We start from the raw sequence: 20,079 nt of genomic DNA, 5'->3' as shown, positions 1-20,079 counted from the left end.
GTGGCTAGAAGCATTGATTACCTTATCAACCGAGTCATCCCGGTGGACAATGGCCGCCAGCCCCCAATCACTGCCGGAGTTCCCATGTCTGTCAAAGCCTATGGCGCCCATGCCGCCGACAAGCCGCTGGAGTCGATGGATATCAGCCGTCGTGCGCCCGGTGCGCATGATGTGCAGATTGACATCGCCTATTGCGGCATCTGCCATTCCGATCTGCACCAGGTGCGCTCCGAGTGGGCAGGCACCCAGTACCCCTGCGTACCAGGCCATGAAATCGTCGGCCGGGTTGCGGCAGTCGGTGCGCACGTAAGCGGCTTCAAGCCAGGAGATCTGGTCGGGGTCGGTTGTATCGTCGACAGCTGCCAACACTGTGACGACTGCGACAGCGGGCTGGAGAACTACTGCGATGGCATGGTCGGCACCTATAACGGTGCGACCGCGGATGCGCCGGGCTGGACATTGGGCGGCTATTCGCAGGAAATCGTGGTCCATGAGCGTTATGTGCTGCGCATTGGTCATCCGGAGGAACAGTTGGCTGCAGTAGCGCCGCTGCTGTGCGCCGGCATCACCACTTACTCGCCGCTGCGTCATTGGAACGCCGGCCCGGGCAAGACAGTAGGCGTGGTCGGTATTGGCGGTCTGGGCCATATGGGCATCAAGCAGGCCCATGCGATGGGCGCACATGTGGTCGCCTTCACCACCTCCGAATCCAAGCGCGAGGCGGCGTTGGCGCTGGGCGCGGATGAAGTCGTGGTATCGCGCGACCCGGCGGCTATGGCTGCCAAATCCAAGCAGTTCGACTTGATCGTCAACACCGTGGCGGCACCGCATGATCTGGACGCGTTCCTTGCACTGCTCAAGCGTGACGGCGCGATGGTGCTGGTCGGAGCACCGGCAACCCCGCACCCGTCACCCAATGTGTTCAACCTGATCATGAAGCGGCGCACCCTGGCTGGCTCGCTGATCGGCGGCATTCCAGAAACGCAGGAGATGCTGGACTTCTGCGCTAAGCACAAGATCGTGGCCGACATCGAGCTTATCCGTGCCGAAGACATCAATGAAGCCTACGAGCGCATGCTCAAGGGTGACATCAAGTACCGCTTCGTGATCGACAACGCGACCCTGTCTGCGTAAAGCGAGGGGCCAACGAAGTCTGTTCCCCTGACGTTGGCCTTGGTGGCCAACGTCAGGATGGCGGCGTTGATGTGTTGGGTGCCATCTGGTTCTCGACGTGTGCGAGATTGGGCAGCAGGATGGTCTGCAGCAAATGATTACCGCAGGACCTACCCACGCGGTCGCAGTTGGCGTCAGCGTGCTGCGGCAAGCCCGAAGATCGGCAGGTCGATGGCGAAAGATGAAACTGCCGAGTAGTCGTCGGCAGCCCCTTAGCTCCGGTGCGGTTGCTGGGTGGGCCCTCAGTGCAGAGTGGTATCGCTCAGTGCGTCCTTCAGGCGCGGACTTTCGATGTTCAGCAGACACCGCGCAAATAGATAGAAGCGATACGCGTCGGCGAAATTCGAGCCGAGGCCGAACGAGACCCGTACGGCGCCGCAGTCGCCCTTGCCAAGAATCTTGTCGTCGAACGTGCGGCAATCGAGGATCTTCTCGGTTTTGTCCAATTCGCAGTGCTCTGCGCCTGCGGTGGTGTAGGTGGCCTGCTGTACCGCGCCCAGGTTGCAGAAACAGCCGTTGCGCACGCTGATGCCGTACGAATCAGCAGCGCGCCTGACCAGCGCATTCGGAAAGACGGCGTTGTAGCAATCGAAGAAGTTCAACATGATGGTCGCGCCCTTGCTGTCTTCCGGCGGCCCGTAGATGCGACAGAGCGGGGTCTGGCTCTTGATATCGTGGCGTAGCTCCAACAACTGCGTCTCAAGCCATCTGGCCAGCGTCTTCGAGCGCATGCTGAGTTGGTCGAGCCCGAGCCGATTGATGAACTGGAGCCCGTGGGCGATGGAAGGGAAGGATGCGTAGTTGGGCGTACCCACCTCGAACCGCTGTCCTTCCTCGCGATAAAGCAGCCGGTCGGTGGGCGACCACGGACCAGAGTAGTAACACACCGCACCGCCTGCGAAAGAGGGCGGTGTGAGCTTCTCAAGCGAGGACTTCTTTGCGATCAGACAGCCTGCGCCAGTTGGGTAACCGAACATCTTGTAGAACGATATGGCGATGAAGTCCGGCTGATGGATGGAGCAGTCCAGCACCGCCTGCGGAACGAATGCCGCTGCATCGCATAACACCATTGCACCGCGATCCTGTGCCAGCTTGATCCATTTCAAGTCGTGGCGGGTGCCGGTGGCGTTGGATTGTGCAGGGTAGGCAAGCAGATGCGGATGCCCGGGGGTGAGCTGCTCGAGCGAGCGCTGCATCAAGCTGTCGTGTATCTGCAGGGTCTTGTCCAATGGAACGTACTTGACCGAGGCGCCCTTGGATCTGGCGTACTCGCGCAGGCCGTGGACCGAGGTGTGGTTGTCCTTTGTCAGCAGAACCTCGGAGCCGGCTTCAAACGGGAAGGACTCGGCCACTAGGCGGATTGCGCCACTGGCATTGGCGGTGAAAATAATTTCGTACTCGTCAGGGGCGCAGTTGAAGAATCGGAAGATTTCGATCCGCGCTTGGGCGTAAGCCGCCTGCGACGTCTGCGAGCCGCTATGTGGATTGCCGAGGATGGAGCTCTTGAGCACCTGCAAGTCCTGCTCAAGCAGGCTCTCCGGCGGCAGTGTGCCGCCCACGTGGTCCAGGTAGGTCACCTGCTGGGCATCCAGTCGCGCGAACTCTGCCTTGCGCAGTGCTTCAACTTCGGCGTCAGGGTAGCCCGGATTCTCGGCGAGGAACGCTGCTCGCATCGCCTGATACGGCTGCAGCAACGGCGCGTCATGCAGCGGGATAGGGCTGCTCGCCGTCATTTCGGCGACTTCTGGCGTCAGTTGCCGGAACGCTTCCAGTGCGGAGAAGTCGGGGAGCGGGCCTGGTGCGACCGATTCCTTGCAGGCCAGATCAACCTGCCCACGCAGCAACCAGGCCTTGACCTGGTAGCTGCGGTCGGGCGCCTGCTCATGAAACTCATCAAGCATGGTGTCCAGATAGTGCTCGCGCGTAGCAGTGTCGCACTGGTTGAACTCTTCCAGCAGGATGCAGACGTTGAACAGGAACTCGCGCGTACCGGCATCGTCCAGCAAGAAACTGTGAGGGCACGAGGTTGCTACGTCGCTGACGCCGCGATCGAGTCCCTCCAAGGCGAATGCACGGGAAATGGGTGTGTGATCGCTCAAGCTGAGCGCCGCATCCATGATCGCTGACGGGGTGCCAAAATGCTTCTGTGATTGGCGCCGAGCCAGATCGAATAATTCGTTGTAATGAAATACCGTGCCGTAGATCTTTCCGCCCGGACGCAGCACGCGTTTGAACTCGCGGGCGACCCGGGCTTTATCCGGCGGAAACATCAAACCGAAGCCGCAGACGATGATGTCAAAGCTGTTGTCCGCGAATGGCAGGTCCGCCATGTCAACATCGTGTTGAAAGCTGACCTCGCGTTGCAGTTCTTCGCTTAGCACCCTCTTGGCCACGTCTACGGCGATCTTTGAAAGATCGGTGGCGACAAGCTGCATGTTCAGCGGCTTGGCCAGGTCCTCGTAGAGATGGGTGGTGATGAGGCCAGTGCCGCAGGCAACTTCTAGGATGTTTGTTGGCGGTGCGGCAGGATCGATATCCTTGCGGATCTCCTGGACCAGAAGCTGGCCGTAGGGCTTGAATAGTCGTGGGCCCAGCACCCGTTCGTAGAACTCCATGAAGGTACTGAGCGACCATTTCTGGTCGGACACCGTCTTACAGTGGTGCTGCGCTGCGTCATGCATTGCGGGCTCCGGGGTACAGTTGGTGTTTGGCGAATTTTCTGCCTTTTAACCCATGAAACTCTGACCGGTCAATCAAGCTTTTTCCTAGGAAAAAGCTGGCGGAGTTCCCTGAGTGACCGGTGTCCGTACATACGGATACGGACGGAGGCTTGCGCGGGCTGGAGCGACTACCCGGGGTCCATCCGCACTGGCGTTGCATCGCATGGTCTGCCCAAGCCCGCTCCGCACTAGGGCGGGCCGAGCAGGCCGTTTCCGCTGCCTGTCGTGCTAGATCGCGGTTGGCAGCGGCGGTGTGCTCAGTACGCCTGCGATCAAGGCATTCATACCATGCGCGAACTCTGCTTCCAGTTCGGCCTCCTCGGCAGCGTGTGCGGGCGTCGGCATGCCGGTACCGACGTTGATGGCCGAGTAGATTGCATCGGCGCCGGCGAGGCAGTGGAACGCCAGCGTCGCCAGCAGCCAGCGGGCCTGCGCGGCCGACTACGCTTCCGACGCGCAGTTCGGTGCGCACATCGATGTGGGCCGCCGCTTCGGCCCGAAGCAACAGTTCGGTATCCGCTTCAATGGCGCATATCGCGACGGCGACGGCGCGATTGATGACCAGGACAAGAAGATGCAGCTTGGATCGCTGGCCTTGGACTGGCGCGGTGAGCGCAGCCGCTTGTCGGCCGATCTATACAGCACCGAAGACCGCGTCGACGGCCCCTCACGTGGCGTCAGTCTGGCAGCGGGCGTCGCTATTCCAAAGGCACCCAAGGCGGGTACCCAGATCAACCCGTCCTGGGCCTTCGTGGAAACCCGCGACAAGGGCGCGATCCTGCGCAGTGAGTACGATATCAGCGAACAGGTGATGGCCTATGCGGCGATCGGCACCAGCAAGACCGACTACAAGTACAACGGTTCGATTACCGCGCAGATCCTCAATCCGGCCGGTGACTTCAAGACCGTGATCGGGCAGCTGGCCTTCGACGTGGACAAGCACTCAGCCGATGTCGGTCTACGTGGCAACGGCAATACCGGTGAAATCGGCCATCAATGGGCAGTGAACGCCACGCACTACGCCCATGACCAGGACGACTATGGCCGCCGCAGCGTACCCGGCGCTGATTGGGTGACCAATATCTACAACCCGGTTTGGGGGCCGGCGGCGCCGCTGATAACTCCGCATATCTCGCATACCGAGCTGCGCCTGCAAAGCGTTGGTGCAGCGGGCACCGTGTCGTTCGCCGACGACAAACTGCAGCTGACAGTTGGCGTGCGTCGCCAGAAGGTGGTCAGCGAGACCTACAACATCAGTACCGGCGCACGCACATCACGCTATGACGAAAGTGCGACCACGCCCGCGGCGGCGCTGCTGTACAAGGCAGCCAATGGGCTGTCGCTGTACGCCAACTACATGGAAGGACTGAGCCAAGGCGCGACCGCGCCAATGACGGCGGCCAATGCCGGTAACGTATTTGCCCCGTTCAAGACGCGTCAGAAGGAAGCCGGCCAGAAGCTGGACCTGGGCAGCTTCACCCAGAGCTTCAGCGTGTTCGAGATCACCCGGCCCAGCAGTTATACCGATCCGGTAAGCAACCTGTTCTCGTTTGGCGGACAGCAACGCAACCGTGGCATCGAGTGGGGTTTCTTTGGTGCGCCGTTGGAGCAGCTGCGCTTGATGGGCGGCGTGAGCTACGTTGATCCGGTGCTGAACCGCACCGCTGGCGGCGTCAACCAGGGCAAGAACGCCACTGGCGTGCCGAAGCGCCAGGCCAAGCTCGGCGCCGAATGGGATGTGCCCGGTTTACAGGGCTTGACCCTGACCGGCAACGCTACCGCGATGTCACGCCAGTACATCAGCGCCGACAATTCGCTGTCGGTCGCTGGCCGCACCCTGTTCGACATCGGTGCTCGCTATGCCACTGAGATTGATGGACGAAAGCTGACCCTGCGCGGTAGCGTCAATAACGTCGCCAACAAGGCGTATTGGGGCATGCCGCTGCTTTCCAGCCTTGCGCTGGGTGCACCGCGCACTGTGTTGTTGTCGGCGACGATGGACTTCTAAGTCCCCGCGCGATGCCGGGGCCCGCATGGTCCCGGCATCGGATTCGAACAGGAAGGAAGCTAGTGAGCTCGTTGCGGCGAGGTAGCTACCGGAAGTGGGTCCGGATCGTTCAGGTCCGCCACGCCGAAAGCACTACCAATGCGGTATCGTTCGCACCGGCGCAGCATGCGAAGGGAATAGTGGCAGCACGTGCACCGCCAGTTCCTGCAAGACGTCCTGCGCCGGGCGCTGACTGAACTGGATTCCCAGCGCCGCATGATTGACACCCGCCTGCTGCCATTCGCCGAGCAGGTCGATCAAGCCGTTGCGGCCGGTCCTCAAGGTGTAGCCGCCATCGATCGGCGTTCTTGGATGATTGGGATCTTCGACCAGATCCAGCCACTCGTTGGTGACATGCGGACGGAACCCGCCGTCCCCGATCAACCCTCGCCACGCGCGTATCTTCTCGGCCAGACGCTTCGGCCCGCCGGCGTGATGCGTGGCGTCTGGATACGTCAGCCAGCCATCGGCATGCTCGGCCACCCATTGCAGCGATTGCCGGGAGGTGCCGGTAACCAGGAGTGGCACCGCGCCGGCTACCGGCTTGGGCAGCAGCTCAATCCCTTGGGCGCTGCCAAGGCGGGAGTCGATGTTCAGTACGCCCGGTTGCATCAGTTGGCGCACATAACTGACGGTATCGGCGAACCGTTCGGCACGTTGTGCATGCTCCAGACCATAGGCGGGAAACTCCACCGGCCTGTCGCCGGAGGCGATACCCATCACCAAGCGTCCGCCGGACAATTGGTCAATCGTGGTTGCAGACTTGGCCAGATCAATAGGGTGTCGCAGCGAAAAGATGGCGCTGCCCGTAGCCAATGCGATCCGCTCGGTTTGCGCCGCAAGGAACGCCAGATAGGTGAAGGGGTCGAATACCTGCCCAGCGTCGCCGAACAATGGATCGAACAAGGGAACGTCGCGGACCCAAACCGCGGCGAATCCGGCGCGATCAAGCTGGCCAACCAGCGCTGATTGCCCTGCCAGGACCCGCATGTCGCCACGATAGAAACGCAGCGGCAGGAAGATGCCCAGGCTCAACGCGCCTTCGCGGAACATCCGTTGGTAACCAAGGTGGTGTGCGAAAGCAGGGGCTGATGCTCCGGCCAACGCAGCTGGGGTGGGGAAGCTGTTGTTCAATGACGTCATGTTCTGGTTCTCAATCATGGGCCGTCGCTGGTTCGGGGATCAAAACGCCGCGCTGTACGGCGGGTCGTTGAGCGACGCGCACATGCCAATCGCTCAGATGCGGATAGGCGCTGAAATCCATATCGATGATGCGGGCGATATGCGTCCAGCCGAAGCCGGCAATATCGGCAATGGAGTACTCGTCTCCGGCAAGCCAAGGTTGGTCGGCCAGGCGCTCATCCAAGGTGGCGAAGAACTCGTTGCTCAAGCGGCGATAGCCCTCAATGGCTACTGGAAGTGGGGCTTCGGAAAACATCTCGAAGTGAACGCGCTGGCCGAGAATTGGTCCGACGCTGGCTGCATGGAACATCAGCCAGGTAATCGCTTCCCATCGTGTGGCCGGCTGCTGTGGCAGAAGGCGGCCGGTCTTGTCTGCCAGATAGAGCAGGATGGCGGCTGACTCGAAAACGGTGATGCCAGTGGATTCGTCGACAAGCACCGGAATCCGCGCGTGAGGATGTAATTTCAGAAACGTCGGTTGCTGATGGTCGCCATTGGCGATGCGCACGTGGTGTACCTGATACGGCAATCCGAGCTCTTCCAACGCAATGGATATCTTGAATCCGTTTGGCGAGCTGTCGGTGTACAGATGAAGTGTTGGGTGGTGCACGAGGCTGTCCTTGTTTAGGGGTGCAGCTCACCGAGCGCATCCTGGGCGAAGCCGGCGGCGTGGCGATGGGAGCAATAGGGAAGGCGGAAACAACGCGGGCGCCCGGTGACCGCAGGTGGCTGCTGTTTGCTTAGTGAGGGAAGCGAGGTGAGGGGTTTTGCGAATGTACGTCCCCGAGGCCGCACCCTTTGGGCGCTTCATGATTCATTTGTTCTGACGTCCTGCCAGCTGGGAATGGCTGCAGTCTAGGGGCCGGGGAAGGCTTGAGAAAACGATTTTATTTGGCTGTATAAGTTAGATTTTCTAATGATTAGTGGCTCTGTATCGGCACTCCATTCGCAGCCTTGGAGAAGGTTTCCTTCGTGTGTCTACAACGCCGTAAGCGCCACATTGAGACAGGAAAATTAGCCATTTGAGCGAGAACGTGGCGCGTGCACGCCGGTTGATCGACGGCGGATTCTCGCTTCCGCGAGATCGGAGCATTTCTGTCCCCATGAAATTTATCTTTTCTCATCTTCAAACATGCCCCAAGCTGGCTTGGTTCGATCGGCGTTGGCGTGCCGAGATGGCGTTTACTTCCATGCTTGAAAGTCAGAGGAACTGAGCTGATGGGTGCGGTCCTACCATTGTTGGCGCTGCGCGCGTTTGTTGAGACCGGTCGTCATGGCAGCCTCAAGGCTGCTGCCGAGGTCATGGGCGTTACACCAGGTGCGGTCAGCCAGCAGCTGAAATTGCTGAGTGATCGCACGGGTGTCACGCTGTTCACTCGCAATCGCTACGGTGTTGCGCTCAGTCCTGCGGGCGCGCAGGTGTATCCGGCGTTGCTTCGCGCCTTCGACACCATCCAGGACAGCATGGCCGTACTGGAGGCTATCAACGGGCGACAGACGTTGACCATCAGCACCGTGCCGGGGTTTGCGGCATCCTGGTTGGTGCCGCGACTGGGCCGTTTTACCGAGAAGCATCCCGATATCGAGGTGCGCGTTGAAGCCTCATCTGCCTTGGTCGATCTACGCCGCGACCGGATCGACATTGCGATTCGCCATGGGCTTGGCGAGTACCCGGGATTGGTTTCAAGGCACCTCGCTGCACCGGTGTTCCTGCCAGTAGCGAGTCCTGGGTTGCTCGCTGGCGGCAAACCGATCCGCAAGCCGGCCGATTGCCTCAAGTTCCCATTGCTACAGGACTCCGATCGCAGTGATTGGCGGCTTTGGTACAAAGCACTGGGTGTCGCGGACGATCCGCGCATAGAACGAGGCGCTGCATTCGATGATGATGTGCTGTTGATCCGCGCGGCAGAGGCGGGGCAGGGCATTGCCTTGGTGCGCGATGTCTACGTGCAGGCGGAAGTGGCCAGCGGCAGATTGGCGATCGCATTGGATCAACCATGGCCCACTGAGTTTGCCTACTATGCGGTGACCCTTCCGGTCGCAGAGGGCAAACCGGCAATCGCCGCATTCCTGGACTGGCTGCAGGGCGAGGCGCAAGGCGAGAACCCGTTGCTTTGAAGGACGTGCATAGGAATTTTGTCGTTGCCTGATCCAAAGCGCTGACGAACGCGTCAACGGCCTGCGCTCGTCTTCCACGGCAGCGTGCTCGCGCTTGCAGGCAGTCGGAGGCCGGCGCCTTACCGCTTGGTTGTTCCAGAAACACAGGGGTTGTCGGTAACCCACCAGCGCCAGGGCAGGTTGACTGCTTTTGATATGCCGACGCGAGGGCCTTGTCCAGGCGTAACAGGAGGATGCGCCCCATCGGAGACAATCCGAATGCCACGATCACCGCTCACCAGATCAGCGCCGTCGTGTTCGCGATTGATACCAAATGCCTGGGATAACTTGCCCGGGCCATTTGCCAGATCCACGGGACCTTTTGCAGCAGGCCTGAGTGCATACATCAGATCCAAACCATGCAAGGGCTGCGCAGCCCTGAGCAACACGCCCACGCCTTCATCAAGCTCACCACACACTGCGTTGCTGCCCCAATGCATGCCATAGGTGAAGTAGACATACAGATGTCCCGGAGGGCCGAACATCGTCGCGTTGCGCGCGGTCTTGCCGCGGAATGAGTGAGCCGCGGGATCTTCGCTGCCTGCGTAGGCCTCAACTTCAACGATGCGCGCACAGCGGCCGTCGTCATGTAGCAGGATCTTGTTGAGCAGCTCCGGCGCCACCACAGTGGGATGCCTGCGATAGAACTCGCGTGGCAGCACCAGGGTGCGTTCAAGAAGAGACTTCATAGGCCGATCCTACCCGCAACGCAGCGCCTGCGCGTGGGGCTCCCTGTCAGCAGGGCTCCTTGGGAAGGTCGCGCCATCCGCCTTCAATGCGCTCCAGTCGACGCCCTTGGATGCAGCGTTGCCCCGCGCGAAGTGGGGCAGGCCGGGATTGCTCCCACAGTAGTTGCCGCAGCCGAGCGGCTTCCGCTGCGCCAACGCTGTCTGCGGCTGCCATCTGCCGCTCGAGTTGCTTCAATTCTGCTTCAATTTTCGCCTGCTGTTCTGGCGTGGGAGTCAGTGCGCGTTCCAATGCAGCCACCTGCCGTCTTGCATTCCACTCGATCAAACCCATGGCGATCAGCACGGCTGCGACGACCAGGATGATCGCCCGCAACCAGAATCTGGACTCGTCCGAAGGCAGGGCATTGGCGGAAGTTCGTGCCCCATGCCGGTGCCGCGGACGGATTTCCACCGCGCTCAGATCGGCCTTGCCGAATGTTGGTTCCTGGCGTTCTCGTTCCATGAAATACCCCGGTATGGCTCCTAATCCATCCCACAACTGGCCCCGGCGCAGGTCATCGTGTTGTAGTCCAGCAACGTCGAATGACCCGGATTGCCGGTGGGGCGCGGAACCCCGTAGGGCACGATGAAGGTGGCCGAGTGGGCTCCGTACAGCCCAGCAGGAATCTGCATCGCTTTCAGCACGACGTAGCCGTTATGCAGATAGGACCGGCTACGCCGGTTGTCGCTCGCACCCGATACGGGCGGGACATCCTTTTTGTTTGCGGCGTCGTAGGCGACCTGCCATTCCTGTGCGTCGCTGGACCGCGCTTCACGCAGCAAGCCCTTGGCGACGGCATCGCGCAAGCCGGCTTCGCCGGCCAGCGGCGCGCTACGGTCGCGGAACTGGTCTGGAGACTGGCTGGCATCGGTGATCATCCCTGTGCCGGTCGCAGCCCCCACGGTAACGAAGCCGTTGTTGGCGATGAATGCCCGCGCCACCGGCTGACCAAACAGCCGACGCGCGATCGGGTTGATCTGATCAAGCCTGCTCTCGCTCAGATAAAAGTAGCCGCACGCGCCCTTGTTGTCGTAACTACTGTTCAAGCGCGGCACCGACGCTGGTAAGCCGGCAATGGTTTGCCGGTGATAGCCACTGACCAGTACACCGACGATGCGTGTCTGAGCGGACCAACCAATGTTCCAGACTGTGGGCTCGTAAGCGCCCAGCATCAACACCACGGGGGCGCTGGATTCGTTGACGGCGACGTCAATCTGGGTCGCTTCATGGCCGCTTTGGTCAATCTGGTAGTCCAGCTTGCGGCCGGAATAGGCACCGGCGGCGTAGACGATAAACTTTGCAGGTAGGCCTGGCATTTCGCAGGCCGTAGGCCCGGAAGGCGACGCTGCAGCGGCGTTGGGTTGGAACGGCACCAGGCGGCTTTCTGCAGTCGGCGCTGCGTTTTCGTTCAGCGGTGCCGACGCGCTGGTGGGAGCAGATGAAACGGCGCCGCTTTTACCGGCAGGGTCGATATCAGTAGCGTGCGAAACAGGCGGGGATGAGCCGTCCTCGCCTGCATCCGCACCGGCAAGGCTTCCTCCCTGCTTTTCCTGCTCCTGCGGGCGATCAAGAAAATCACAGCCCGCCAACAACACCAGCACGAGCAGCATGCCCGCAGCATTCCCTGTGTTCATCAAAGACCCCCATGTCGTGGCGCAATCCTATGGCCAGGCGAGTGCGCTGTCGACTGTCCCACCGGGTACCGGGGCTACGCGCCATCGGAAGTGCGGGAGATCTGGTGAAACAGGGGATGAGCATTGGTCGGTGCGGACCGATGCTGGATTTGGGTACGTTGCACCGCCTGATTTAGTGGTGCATCACTATATTCGGGGTGCATTTGAATCGTCGGCAGTTCTGGCCCGATCCACGTGGCAGGACTACCGATTCAATCGGCCGCTGCGGCCTCACCAGTCGGTAGGTGCATAGTCCTTCAGGAACTGGCCCCATACATGCTCACCGCTGTTGAAGCCGTGGATGATAGGGTCAACGATGCGGGCGGCGCCATCGATGATGTCCAACGGTGGGTGGAAGCGTTCTTCCTGCACCTTGCGGGCGGCCAGGCCTGCCGGATCTTCGTCGGTCACCCAGCCGGTATCCACGCTGTTCATGTGGATGCCATCGTTCTGGTAATCGGCGGCCGAGGTGCGCGTCATCATGTTCAGCGCGGCCTTGGCCATGTTGGTATGCGGATGGCGGGTGGTCTTGAAGTTGCGGTAGAACTGGCCTTCCATCGCCGACACGTTGACGATGTGCTTGTCGCGCTCTGGTGTGGCCAGCATCAGCGGCTTCAGGCGCGCATTGATGATGAACGGTGCGATGGCATTGACCAGCTGGGTTTCCAGCAGTTCCACCGACGGCACTTCAGCCATGCGCAGACGCCAGGAATTGCTGTCGCGCAGATCCACCTGCTGCAGATCCTGATCCAGGCGGCCATCGGGGAACAGATGACGCTGGCCCAATAGTTCGTCAGCCAGCAGTGGAACCTGCGACAGCTCGGCAGCGCGGGTCAAGCCGTCCTTGCCGACAGCGTGCGGCGACGGCAGTGCGGCCGCCGCAACCGGCAACAGGTCGGCACTGCGCAGGCCTTCGTAGTTGCCGATCAGCTTGCGGATGGTATCCGGCAGGCTCTGCACGGCAACAGTTTCGCCGGCCATCATGTGCGCGTAGAACTGCGGCGGGCGGCGCACGGTCTGGCAGGCGTTGTTGATGATGAAGTCCAGGCGCGTGCGCGTGGCCAGCAGCTCGCTGCAGAACGCTTCCACGCTGGGCGTGTGGCGCAGATCCAGCCCGTACACCTGCAGGCGATGGCCCCACACGGCGAAATCGGGCTCTTCGGCATAACGTGCCGCCGAGTCGCGCGGGAAGCGGGTGGTCACGATCAGTTCGGCACCGGCGCGCAGCAGCTTCAAACCCGCCTGGTAGCCGATTTTGACCCGGCCGCCGGTCAGCAGCGCTACGCGTCCACGCAGGTCCGCGGTCTCGGTGCGCTTGATGTAGTTCAAGTCGGCACAGGCCGGGCACATCTGGTCGTAGAAGTGATGCAGCTGGGTGAACTTCTGCTTGCACACATAGCAATGGCGCAGCTCGGGCGAATGCACGGCCTCTTCGGCTGCGGCAGCGCCTTCACCGTTGCTGGCATCGTGCAGGCCAGCAGCGTGCGGCGGAAAATAGTTCGGCGTACTGAACACCGGCTTGCGGCGCAGGGCGCGGATACCGGTCTGGTCGAGCAGTGCCTCGGACTTGCGTACCTTTTCCTGATGGCGTTCACGGGCCTGCTTCTTGAGCATCTGCCGGCGCGCCTTCGGTTCGGGGTGGAATACCTTGGCCACGACCTGGTGCAGGCGCACGCGGTCGGCTTCGGGCAGCGCGTCGAGCATGCCGCGATCGGCTTCAATGGCCTCCAGCAGATCCAGCGCTTCGCGCAGGCGATCGGCCAAGGGCAGGGCAGGGGCAACAGCTGTGTCGGTGGTGTTCAAATGACAATCCGGAAAGAGCGGCGGCAAGCCGTGAATGGACAGCAGAGCGATGACCGCCTCGATGCGGGTCCATGCTGTAGCGGACCGGGAACGCCTGGTCGGCGGCAATTGTCCCAGATATCAGGGGGTTGGCGCCAATCTTGGGCTGCAGCGGGGAGCGCAGGCCGCCTTTTGGGGCTATTTGATGGCCTGAAGGCGGGGAGTTGGCGCAACTGGAAGGGTTGGAGGGCCAAACCTTGCCGCCCCCCGGCCGGAACTGCCGCTACTGCAAAGCTCACGAACCTAAACGATAGGGTTGAATTGCACGGATTCCGGCAGCTTCCAGCGACTCGCCAAGCGTTGGCTGCGAAGACCCTGGTCGATGACTCTGCGTGACCAGCGCGGGCACTGCGCGGGCATTACATCAATGACTTCTGGAATGACTTCTGGGGGGCGATGCGCCGCGCACCGCAGTGCTAGCTTGCAGGGCTCCGCCGTTACATTCCAAGGTGCAGATCCCGATGTACGCCACACGCTCCGTGTTGTTGATGGCGGCCATCGCCGCAGCCTGCACACTGCAGTCGAGCCAGGCAGATGCCACCAACACCGGGCCCGGCGATCGACACCAGCAGGTGGACGCGCTTTTCGCACCGTGGACAGGCAGGGCAACGCCAGGCTGCGCAGTGGGGATCTCGCGCGATGGCGAAGTGGACTACGCACGTGGCTACGGCATGTCGAATCTGGAGAACGAAGTATCGATCACGCCGGATTCGGTGTTCTATATCGCTTCCCTCTCCAAACAGTTCACTGCGTTTTCGATTGGCCTGCTCGCGCAGGACGGCAAACTGGCGCTCGATGACGACATCCGCAAGTACCTGCCGGAAATGCCGGGCTACGGCAAGACCATCACCATCGCGCAGCTGATGCACCACACCAACGGCCTGCGCGAACAAGGCCAACTACTGAACCTGGCCGGCTGGCGCGACGACGACCTGTATACACAAGCAGACGCGCTTTGGGCGATAGCCCGCCAGCGCGGTACCAACTTCGATCCAGGTACTGAGGTGGTCTACGGCAATTCCGCGTACACACTGCTGGCGACGATCGTGCAGCGCGTGTCCGGAAAGTCGTTGCGGGTATTCGCCGACGAACGGATCTTCAAGTCGCTCGGAATGACCAATACCCATTACCACGACGACCACAACGAGATCGTGCCGCGGCGCGCATCGGCGTACAGTCCGCGCGAAGGTGGCTGGCGGATCAGTGTCCCCAATAGTGATTATTTCGGCTCGACTGGCGTGTTCAGCACGGTCGGTGATCTGCTCAGGTGGGAGCAGAACCTGATTGATGCACGCGTTGGCGGGCAAGCGCTGATCACGTCGATACAAACCTCTGGCAAGTTGAATGATGGCACCGTGATCGATTACGGCGGCGGCTTGCGATTGGCCGGTTATCGCGGCCTGCGCGCGGTAGGCCACGACGGCGTGCATGGCGGCTACCGCACGGAAACAATTCTTTTCCCTGACCAGCGGTTCGCGGTCGTCGCGCTCTGCAACGGATCCAACATCGCGCCGGGCGAGCTCGTGCGCAAGGTGGCCGACCTGTACCTGGGCGAGAGCATGACCGCCGCCGCGCTGGCGCCGGCGAAGGAGATGCCGGAAGCCGAACAGTTGGCATTGGTAGGTACCTACTGGAGCCGGTTGACCGACGAAGTGGTACGAATGGAATGGAAGGATGGCGCGCTGCGCCAACTCGGCGTTCCCGCGGCATTCGTACCGATTGGTGGTGGTGCCTTCCGTCCGGGCCAGCTATCACACGAGTGGCGATTCATTCTACCTGCCGCCGAGGCACAAGCTGCTGCGCAGCCAGAACTTCGCATCAAAGATTCCTGGCCGACTGAACGAGTTTTCAATCGCGTAGTCGAGCCCATGCCGAGTGCCGTCGCGTTGGCATCATTCGCGGGGCAATACCACAGCGACGAAACCGACAAGACCTATACGGTGCGAATCGTAGATGGGAAGTTGATGCTCAGCTGGCAGCGGCAATACGATGTTGCGCTCGAAGCTGTAGGCGGCGACCGTTTTGTGGGTTCGCGCGGCACGATTACGTTTACCCGGAAGGCGTCAGGTGAGGTGGATGGGTTCACGATCAGCAATCGACGGCTACGGCGGCTGCGAGTGGACAGGGTTGTTGTAGCCGGGGATCTGGAGCAGCGAACCACCGTTGTCGCAGGCGAAACACATACTCGCTGGCCCAACTTCGTGATTCATCACTGAATTCAGCAGGAAAAGCTTTGAATGCCGTACCCGCGACCTTCGACTCGCTCAACGCGGCGGCCTTGCATACTGCGTACTCCTGACAATAACAGTGCGTGTGAAGCGGGCTGATTGTGGCAGCTGAATCGCCTTGAGTTGAAGGAGGTCCGCCCGAGCGAACAGGTCGGAGCGATCTTGGGTGGGAGTGCTTCAATCAATGATCAGGAAAGCGGATCACGACGTCATTCAGTGGCAACTGCTGCTGATGTGGTGCTGGGGGAAGTTGTTTCCATGGCGCTCCCTGTGCAAACAGTTGGGCCTCGGACTCGGGTCCCAGGAGGTCGAATGCCTCGAACGTATAGGGGATGCCTTCAGCTCCTTCGAACGTCGCGGCATTCGATACTTGGAAGTGAAGGTGCGGGGCCGCCGAATTTCCAGATTGTCCTAGCTGCGCCAGTAGCTGGCCGCGGTGCACGTGGTCTCCTGGGCGCACCTTCAGGCTGTCCTTCTTCAGATGGGCGTAACTGGCGTACACGCCGGGTGCGAGTTCCAACACAACGTAGTTGCCGAACAGACCATCGGCAGTCAAGGCGAGGGGCTCGGGCTGCCGACTGAGGGGAGGGTGCTCGGGCGCGTCGTTGCGCGTGTTTCGCACGATGCCATCGGCGACCGCGATCACGTCCCAGCCATACCCGACCCAATCTGTGTGTTGGGTTTTCTGCAGGTCTTTCACGCCTTCACGCAAGGCTCTGCCTGATTGATCGACGCCAACCAGGTCCAGCGCAAAGCGTTGCGGAATCGTAAGTTCGCCGTTGACGGCGACCAAGCAGTCCCAATGATGGGACTGCGCTGAGCCCGGCCCTTCATGTGCGAGCCAGCGTCCGCCGCGCACAGGGGCGGCGAATGTCATCGGCTCCTGATCGTTGACGTGAATCGTTGCGCCATCAAGCGTAACGATCGTGTGCTTGTCCGTTTCGAAATCGATCTTGTGCTTCAGCTGATGTGGCGCGGGATCGCCGGCAGCCAATGTGATCCAGATGAAGATGATCCGTCGCTTTCCTGGAGGAATCACCAGCGCCTCGGCGTCAGCAGTCGCGGGCTGTGCCTGCTTGCGCAGCTGGTGTTTGTCGAGTATCAGCAACGGAGCCTTGGATGTATCCGAACTGACTTCCAGGTGCATGGGAATCAATGGGCCTGTGTCGCCATAGAAATTGGTGACGTGCAGCTCATAGGCGAGGTGGGCCAGACCGTCGCTGCCCATGAACATTTCAGGGGCGAACGGCACCCTGGCTTCAACAGGGGCGGGCGATTCCTCCGCACGAAGGAGGGGCGCTAAACTCGAGAGGACGACAAGCGCCAACGCGGAAAAATTGCGGAACGTCATCTGCATGATCTCTCAATGTGCATCGTGACGATGGGAACGGATTCATCTTCGGTGGAGGCCTGGGTGCGGGACAGCGGCTGCCGTTCTGGCAGCATGGCGCTAGAGATGCTACGCCTTGGGCGAGTCTCGCGAAAGACGATTGAGCATGGCTGGCGGCGGGTGGCGGTTGGGTGCTGCAGCTGGACACTTGTGGTCGCTGTTGTCAGCGACCCCCAAAGTGGAGCCCTGACGTAAAATGACCATCTACGGGCTTATCGAACCATTTAATCCCGGAGAAAATAGGCGGAACTTAGCCAAAACAGCAGGATGGTTTTGCCATGAGACGTCGAAGTTAAACGAAAAATAGATGGCGTATTCCCTGCGTAAGGCCGCGGGTGTCAGCTTGGTAAGCGAGACAGAGCCGTGCCAGATGGTAGCCAGTAATCACCCACGCCGAACCCTGCTCTGCGGCTCGGCACAACCATGGTGCTGGGGACAATGCAGACCACGATGGTGACCGGAACCAGCTTCACAATCATTGTTTGTCTGGTGGCCTGTGGCGCGCTTGTCTTCTGCGAGTACGGCGGCTGGAAGGTCGGCAAAGGCATACTGAAAATTGTCGCCAGTACGGCATTCTTGGCTTTGGCGATTCAACTCCACGCAGCGGGATCAACTTATGGTCGATTGATCCTGGTGGCGCTTGTGCTTAGTTGGGTGGGCGACGTTCTCCTGCTTTCTCAGAAGAGTCGACTCTTCCTGTTTGGCTTGGCCAGCTTCCTGCTTGCTCACTTAGTTTTTGCCATGGCCTTTGCGTCCAGGCCTATTGATGGTGCGGCGTTGGTAGCAGGGCTCGCTCTCATGAGCGGTATCGGAATCGTGGTTCTCGCTTGGCTTTGGAATCACTTGAAAGCCCTCTATCGCATCGCCGTTACCGCGTACGTGGCAGCCATAGTGGCCATGTGCGCCTTTGCGACAGCGGCGAGTGCTGCGTCCGGAATGTGGCTACTGGCAGTCGGGGCGTTGGCATTCGCGATCTCGGACATCGCAGTCGCCCGCAACCGTTTCGTGGCACCGGGTGCCAGCAATAAGCTTTGGGGCTTGCCGCTCTACTATGTGGCCCAGATTATCCTGGCCTTGTCAGTTGCCGGGGTGCACGCGGGTGCGGGCTGATCGCGGCACGGATGCCAGTCCGGTGCTGCAAGGTGCTCGTCGACAAGCGACAATCCAATGGAACGCCCAACTCTGAGCAAGCTCGCATGGGACTTCTGACCTTCAGCCTGAACATCACCCTGGACGGTTGCGTCGACCACCAAGAGGGAGTCGCCGACGAACAAACCCACGCCTTCTTCAGTCACCTCATGGACGAGGCTGGGGCGATGCTTTGGGGTCGTATCACCTACGAGATGATGGAGGCCTATTGGCCGGCGGTCGCTCGTGGCGACGAAGAGGCCACAGCGGCGATGCGCGACTGGGCGGTCAAGCTGGAGACCAAACCGAAATACGTGGTGGCGTCCACGCGAACGAACTTCCCGTGGAGCAATAGCCACCACATCGTCGGCGACCTGCGCACGAGCGTTCAGAAACTCAAGGATGCAACCCCTGCTGGCGTACTGCTCGGGAGTGGCATGCTCGCTACCGGGCTGGACCGGCTCGATCTGATCGACGAGTACAAGTTCCTCGTCCACCCCAGGATCGCCGGACACGGGCCAACTCTGTACCAGCGCGGGTTGAACAATACGCGACGATTGGAGCTGATGTCGTCGACGCCACTTCACAACGGCGTAGTCGCCATGCACTACCGGCGTGCGTGCGGTTCATAACTGGCTGCAGCGGAAGATAGCGTTTCTACCGTCCAATCGACATTTCGACTAGACCCCGATACCTGCGTCTGACGGCTATCGAATTCATAACCCGAGCGCGCTGCATGCTCGCCCGGGCCACAGAACTCAGGCCAACAGCTCGCGACGAACGATCTCCGCACCTGCACTGAGTGCATGCAACTTGCCTCTGGCCACGTGGCGAGGCAGCGGTGCCATGCCGCAGTTGGTGGACGGATAGAGCTTGTCTGCGTCCACAAATTGCAGCGCCTTGCGCAGGGTATTGGCTACATCCTCGGCGGTCTCGATGATGTCGCTGGCCACGTCGATCGCGCCCACCATTACTTTCTTGCCACGTACCAGTTCGATCAGGTCAATGGGTACATGCGAGTTCTGGCATTCCAGCGAGATGATGTCGATGTTGGACTGCTGCAGTTTCGGGAAAGACTCTTCGTACTGGCGCCACTCTGAGCCCAAGGTCTTCTTCCAGTCTGTATTGGCCTTGATGCCGTAGCCGTAGCAGATGTGCACGGCGGTCTCGCATTTGAGCCCTTCAATCGCCCGCTCAAGGGCGGCAACACCCCAATCATTCACTTCATCGAAGAAGACATTGAAGGCAGGCTCATCGAACTGAATGATGTCAACGCCGGCCGCTTCAAGTTCCTTGGCTTCCTGATTGAGTATCTTGGCGAATTCCCAGGCAAGCTTCTCGCGGCTCTTGTAGTGATCATCGTAGAGCGTATCGATCATCGTCATCGGGCCGGGCAAGGCCCACTTGATCGGCTGTTTGGTCTGCTGACGCAGAAACTTGGCATCCTCGACGAACACCGGCTTCTGCCGGCTGACGGCGCCGACGACGGTTGGCACGCTGGCGTCGTAGCGATTGCGGATCCTCACTGTCTCGCGCTTCTCGAAATCAACGCCGTCGAGGTGTTCGATGAAGGTGGTGACGAAGTGTTGGCGGGTCTGCTCTCCATCACTGACGATGTCGATACCTGCCTGCAACTGTTCGTGCAGGGAAAGACGCAGCGCATCCTGCTTGCCTTCGAGCAGTTCCTCGTCCTGCAGCTTCCACGGTGACCAGAGTTTCTCGGGTTGGGCGAGCCAAGCGGGTTTGGGAAGACTGCCGGCGGTTGAGGTGGGCAACAATTTCTTCATGGCGGGCTATTTCTAATTCCTTG

Annotated in this window: 14 protein-coding genes and 1 pseudogene; 6 read left to right on the top strand and 9 right to left on the bottom strand. The window is 60.7% G+C overall.

Features of this window, described 5'->3' with window-relative positions:
* Positions 1-84: 84 nt before the first annotated feature.
* Positions 85-1,134: an NAD(P)-dependent alcohol dehydrogenase gene (locus ACVOMB_RS13425; protein ID WP_481531630.1), complete on the top strand. Its 1,050-nt coding sequence runs from the start codon at positions 85-87 to the stop codon at positions 1,132-1,134.
* Positions 1,135-1,415: 281 nt separating this feature from the next.
* Here the strand turns inward: ACVOMB_RS13425 and ACVOMB_RS13420 are convergent, their stop codons facing one another.
* Entirely contained in the window at positions 1,416-3,854 is a 2,439-nt protein-coding gene (locus ACVOMB_RS13420; protein ID WP_481531629.1) for an aminotransferase class V-fold PLP-dependent enzyme, read from the bottom strand.
* A 472-nt stretch (positions 3,855-4,326) separates the two neighbouring features.
* Between ACVOMB_RS13420 and ACVOMB_RS13415 the strand changes: the two are divergent.
* Positions 4,327-5,901, top strand: a pseudogene (locus ACVOMB_RS13415) (TonB-dependent receptor); the annotation flags it as partial.
* Positions 5,902-6,033: 132 nt separating this feature from the next.
* Here the strand turns inward: ACVOMB_RS13415 and ACVOMB_RS13410 are convergent.
* Positions 6,034-7,083 (bottom strand): LLM class oxidoreductase, encoded by a 1,050-nt coding sequence (locus ACVOMB_RS13410; protein WP_481531628.1) that lies wholly within the window; start codon positions 7,081-7,083, stop codon positions 6,034-6,036.
* A 10-nt stretch (positions 7,084-7,093) separates the two neighbouring features.
* Entirely contained in the window at positions 7,094-7,732 is a 639-nt protein-coding gene (locus ACVOMB_RS13405) for a glutathione S-transferase family protein (RefSeq protein WP_481531627.1), read from the bottom strand.
* A 608-nt stretch (positions 7,733-8,340) separates the two neighbouring features.
* Between ACVOMB_RS13405 and ACVOMB_RS13400 the strand changes: the two genes are divergently transcribed.
* Positions 8,341-9,240 carry a LysR substrate-binding domain-containing protein gene (locus ACVOMB_RS13400; RefSeq protein WP_481531626.1) on the top strand — a complete coding sequence of 300 codons (900 nt, stop codon included), beginning with the start codon at positions 8,341-8,343 and terminating at the stop codon, positions 9,238-9,240.
* Between the two features lie 119 nt (positions 9,241-9,359).
* Here the strand turns inward: ACVOMB_RS13400 and ACVOMB_RS13395 are convergent, their stop codons facing one another.
* From ACVOMB_RS13395 to ACVOMB_RS13380, 4 genes are all read right to left on the bottom strand, one after another.
* A complete protein-coding gene (locus ACVOMB_RS13395) occupies positions 9,360-9,968 on the bottom strand; it encodes a DNA-3-methyladenine glycosylase (RefSeq protein ID WP_481531625.1) in 609 nt (202 codons plus the stop codon).
* 46 nt (positions 9,969-10,014) lie between these two features.
* Positions 10,015-10,470, bottom strand: a complete 456-nt coding sequence (locus ACVOMB_RS13390) for a hypothetical protein (protein WP_481531624.1) — start codon at positions 10,468-10,470, stop codon at positions 10,015-10,017.
* 20 nt (positions 10,471-10,490) lie between these two features.
* Entirely contained in the window at positions 10,491-11,618 is a 1,128-nt protein-coding gene (locus ACVOMB_RS13385) for a hypothetical protein (protein WP_481531623.1), read from the bottom strand.
* 294 nt (positions 11,619-11,912) lie between these two features.
* The gene (locus ACVOMB_RS13380; RefSeq protein ID WP_481531622.1) at positions 11,913-13,484 is read right to left on the bottom strand and encodes an SDR family NAD(P)-dependent oxidoreductase; all 1,572 of its coding nucleotides are present in this window, start codon (positions 13,482-13,484) and stop codon (positions 11,913-11,915) included.
* 500 nt (positions 13,485-13,984) lie between these two features.
* On the opposite strand from ACVOMB_RS13380, the gene ACVOMB_RS13375 reads away from it, so the two are divergent.
* Positions 13,985-15,739 carry a serine hydrolase domain-containing protein gene (locus ACVOMB_RS13375; protein ID WP_481531621.1) on the top strand — a complete coding sequence of 585 codons (1,755 nt, stop codon included), beginning with the start codon at positions 13,985-13,987 and terminating at the stop codon, positions 15,737-15,739.
* Positions 15,740-15,932: 193 nt separating this feature from the next.
* Here ACVOMB_RS13375 and ACVOMB_RS13370 read toward each other — a convergent pair whose 3' ends face one another.
* Positions 15,933-17,108 (bottom strand): M23 family metallopeptidase, encoded by a 1,176-nt coding sequence (locus ACVOMB_RS13370; RefSeq protein ID WP_481531620.1) that lies wholly within the window; start codon positions 17,106-17,108, stop codon positions 15,933-15,935.
* Between the two features lie 471 nt (positions 17,109-17,579).
* Between ACVOMB_RS13370 and ACVOMB_RS13365 the strand changes: the two genes are divergently transcribed.
* Both ACVOMB_RS13365 and ACVOMB_RS13360 read left to right on the top strand, forming a co-directional pair.
* Positions 17,580-18,251 (top strand): lysoplasmalogenase, encoded by a 672-nt coding sequence (locus tag ACVOMB_RS13365; RefSeq protein ID WP_481531619.1) that lies wholly within the window; start codon positions 17,580-17,582, stop codon positions 18,249-18,251.
* A gap of 86 nt (positions 18,252-18,337) precedes the next feature.
* Positions 18,338-18,901 carry a dihydrofolate reductase family protein gene (locus tag ACVOMB_RS13360; RefSeq protein ID WP_481531618.1) on the top strand — a complete coding sequence of 188 codons (564 nt, stop codon included), beginning with the start codon at positions 18,338-18,340 and terminating at the stop codon, positions 18,899-18,901.
* 126 nt (positions 18,902-19,027) lie between these two features.
* Here ACVOMB_RS13360 and ACVOMB_RS13355 read toward each other — a convergent pair whose 3' ends face one another.
* A complete protein-coding gene (locus ACVOMB_RS13355; protein ID WP_481531617.1) occupies positions 19,028-20,056 on the bottom strand; it encodes a methionine synthase in 1,029 nt (342 codons plus the stop codon).
* Positions 20,057-20,079 lie beyond the last annotated feature (23 nt).

The organism is Stenotrophomonas sp. STEN018, assembly GCF_056760235.1.
This window is presented reverse-complemented; position numbering and strand designations above follow the sequence as displayed.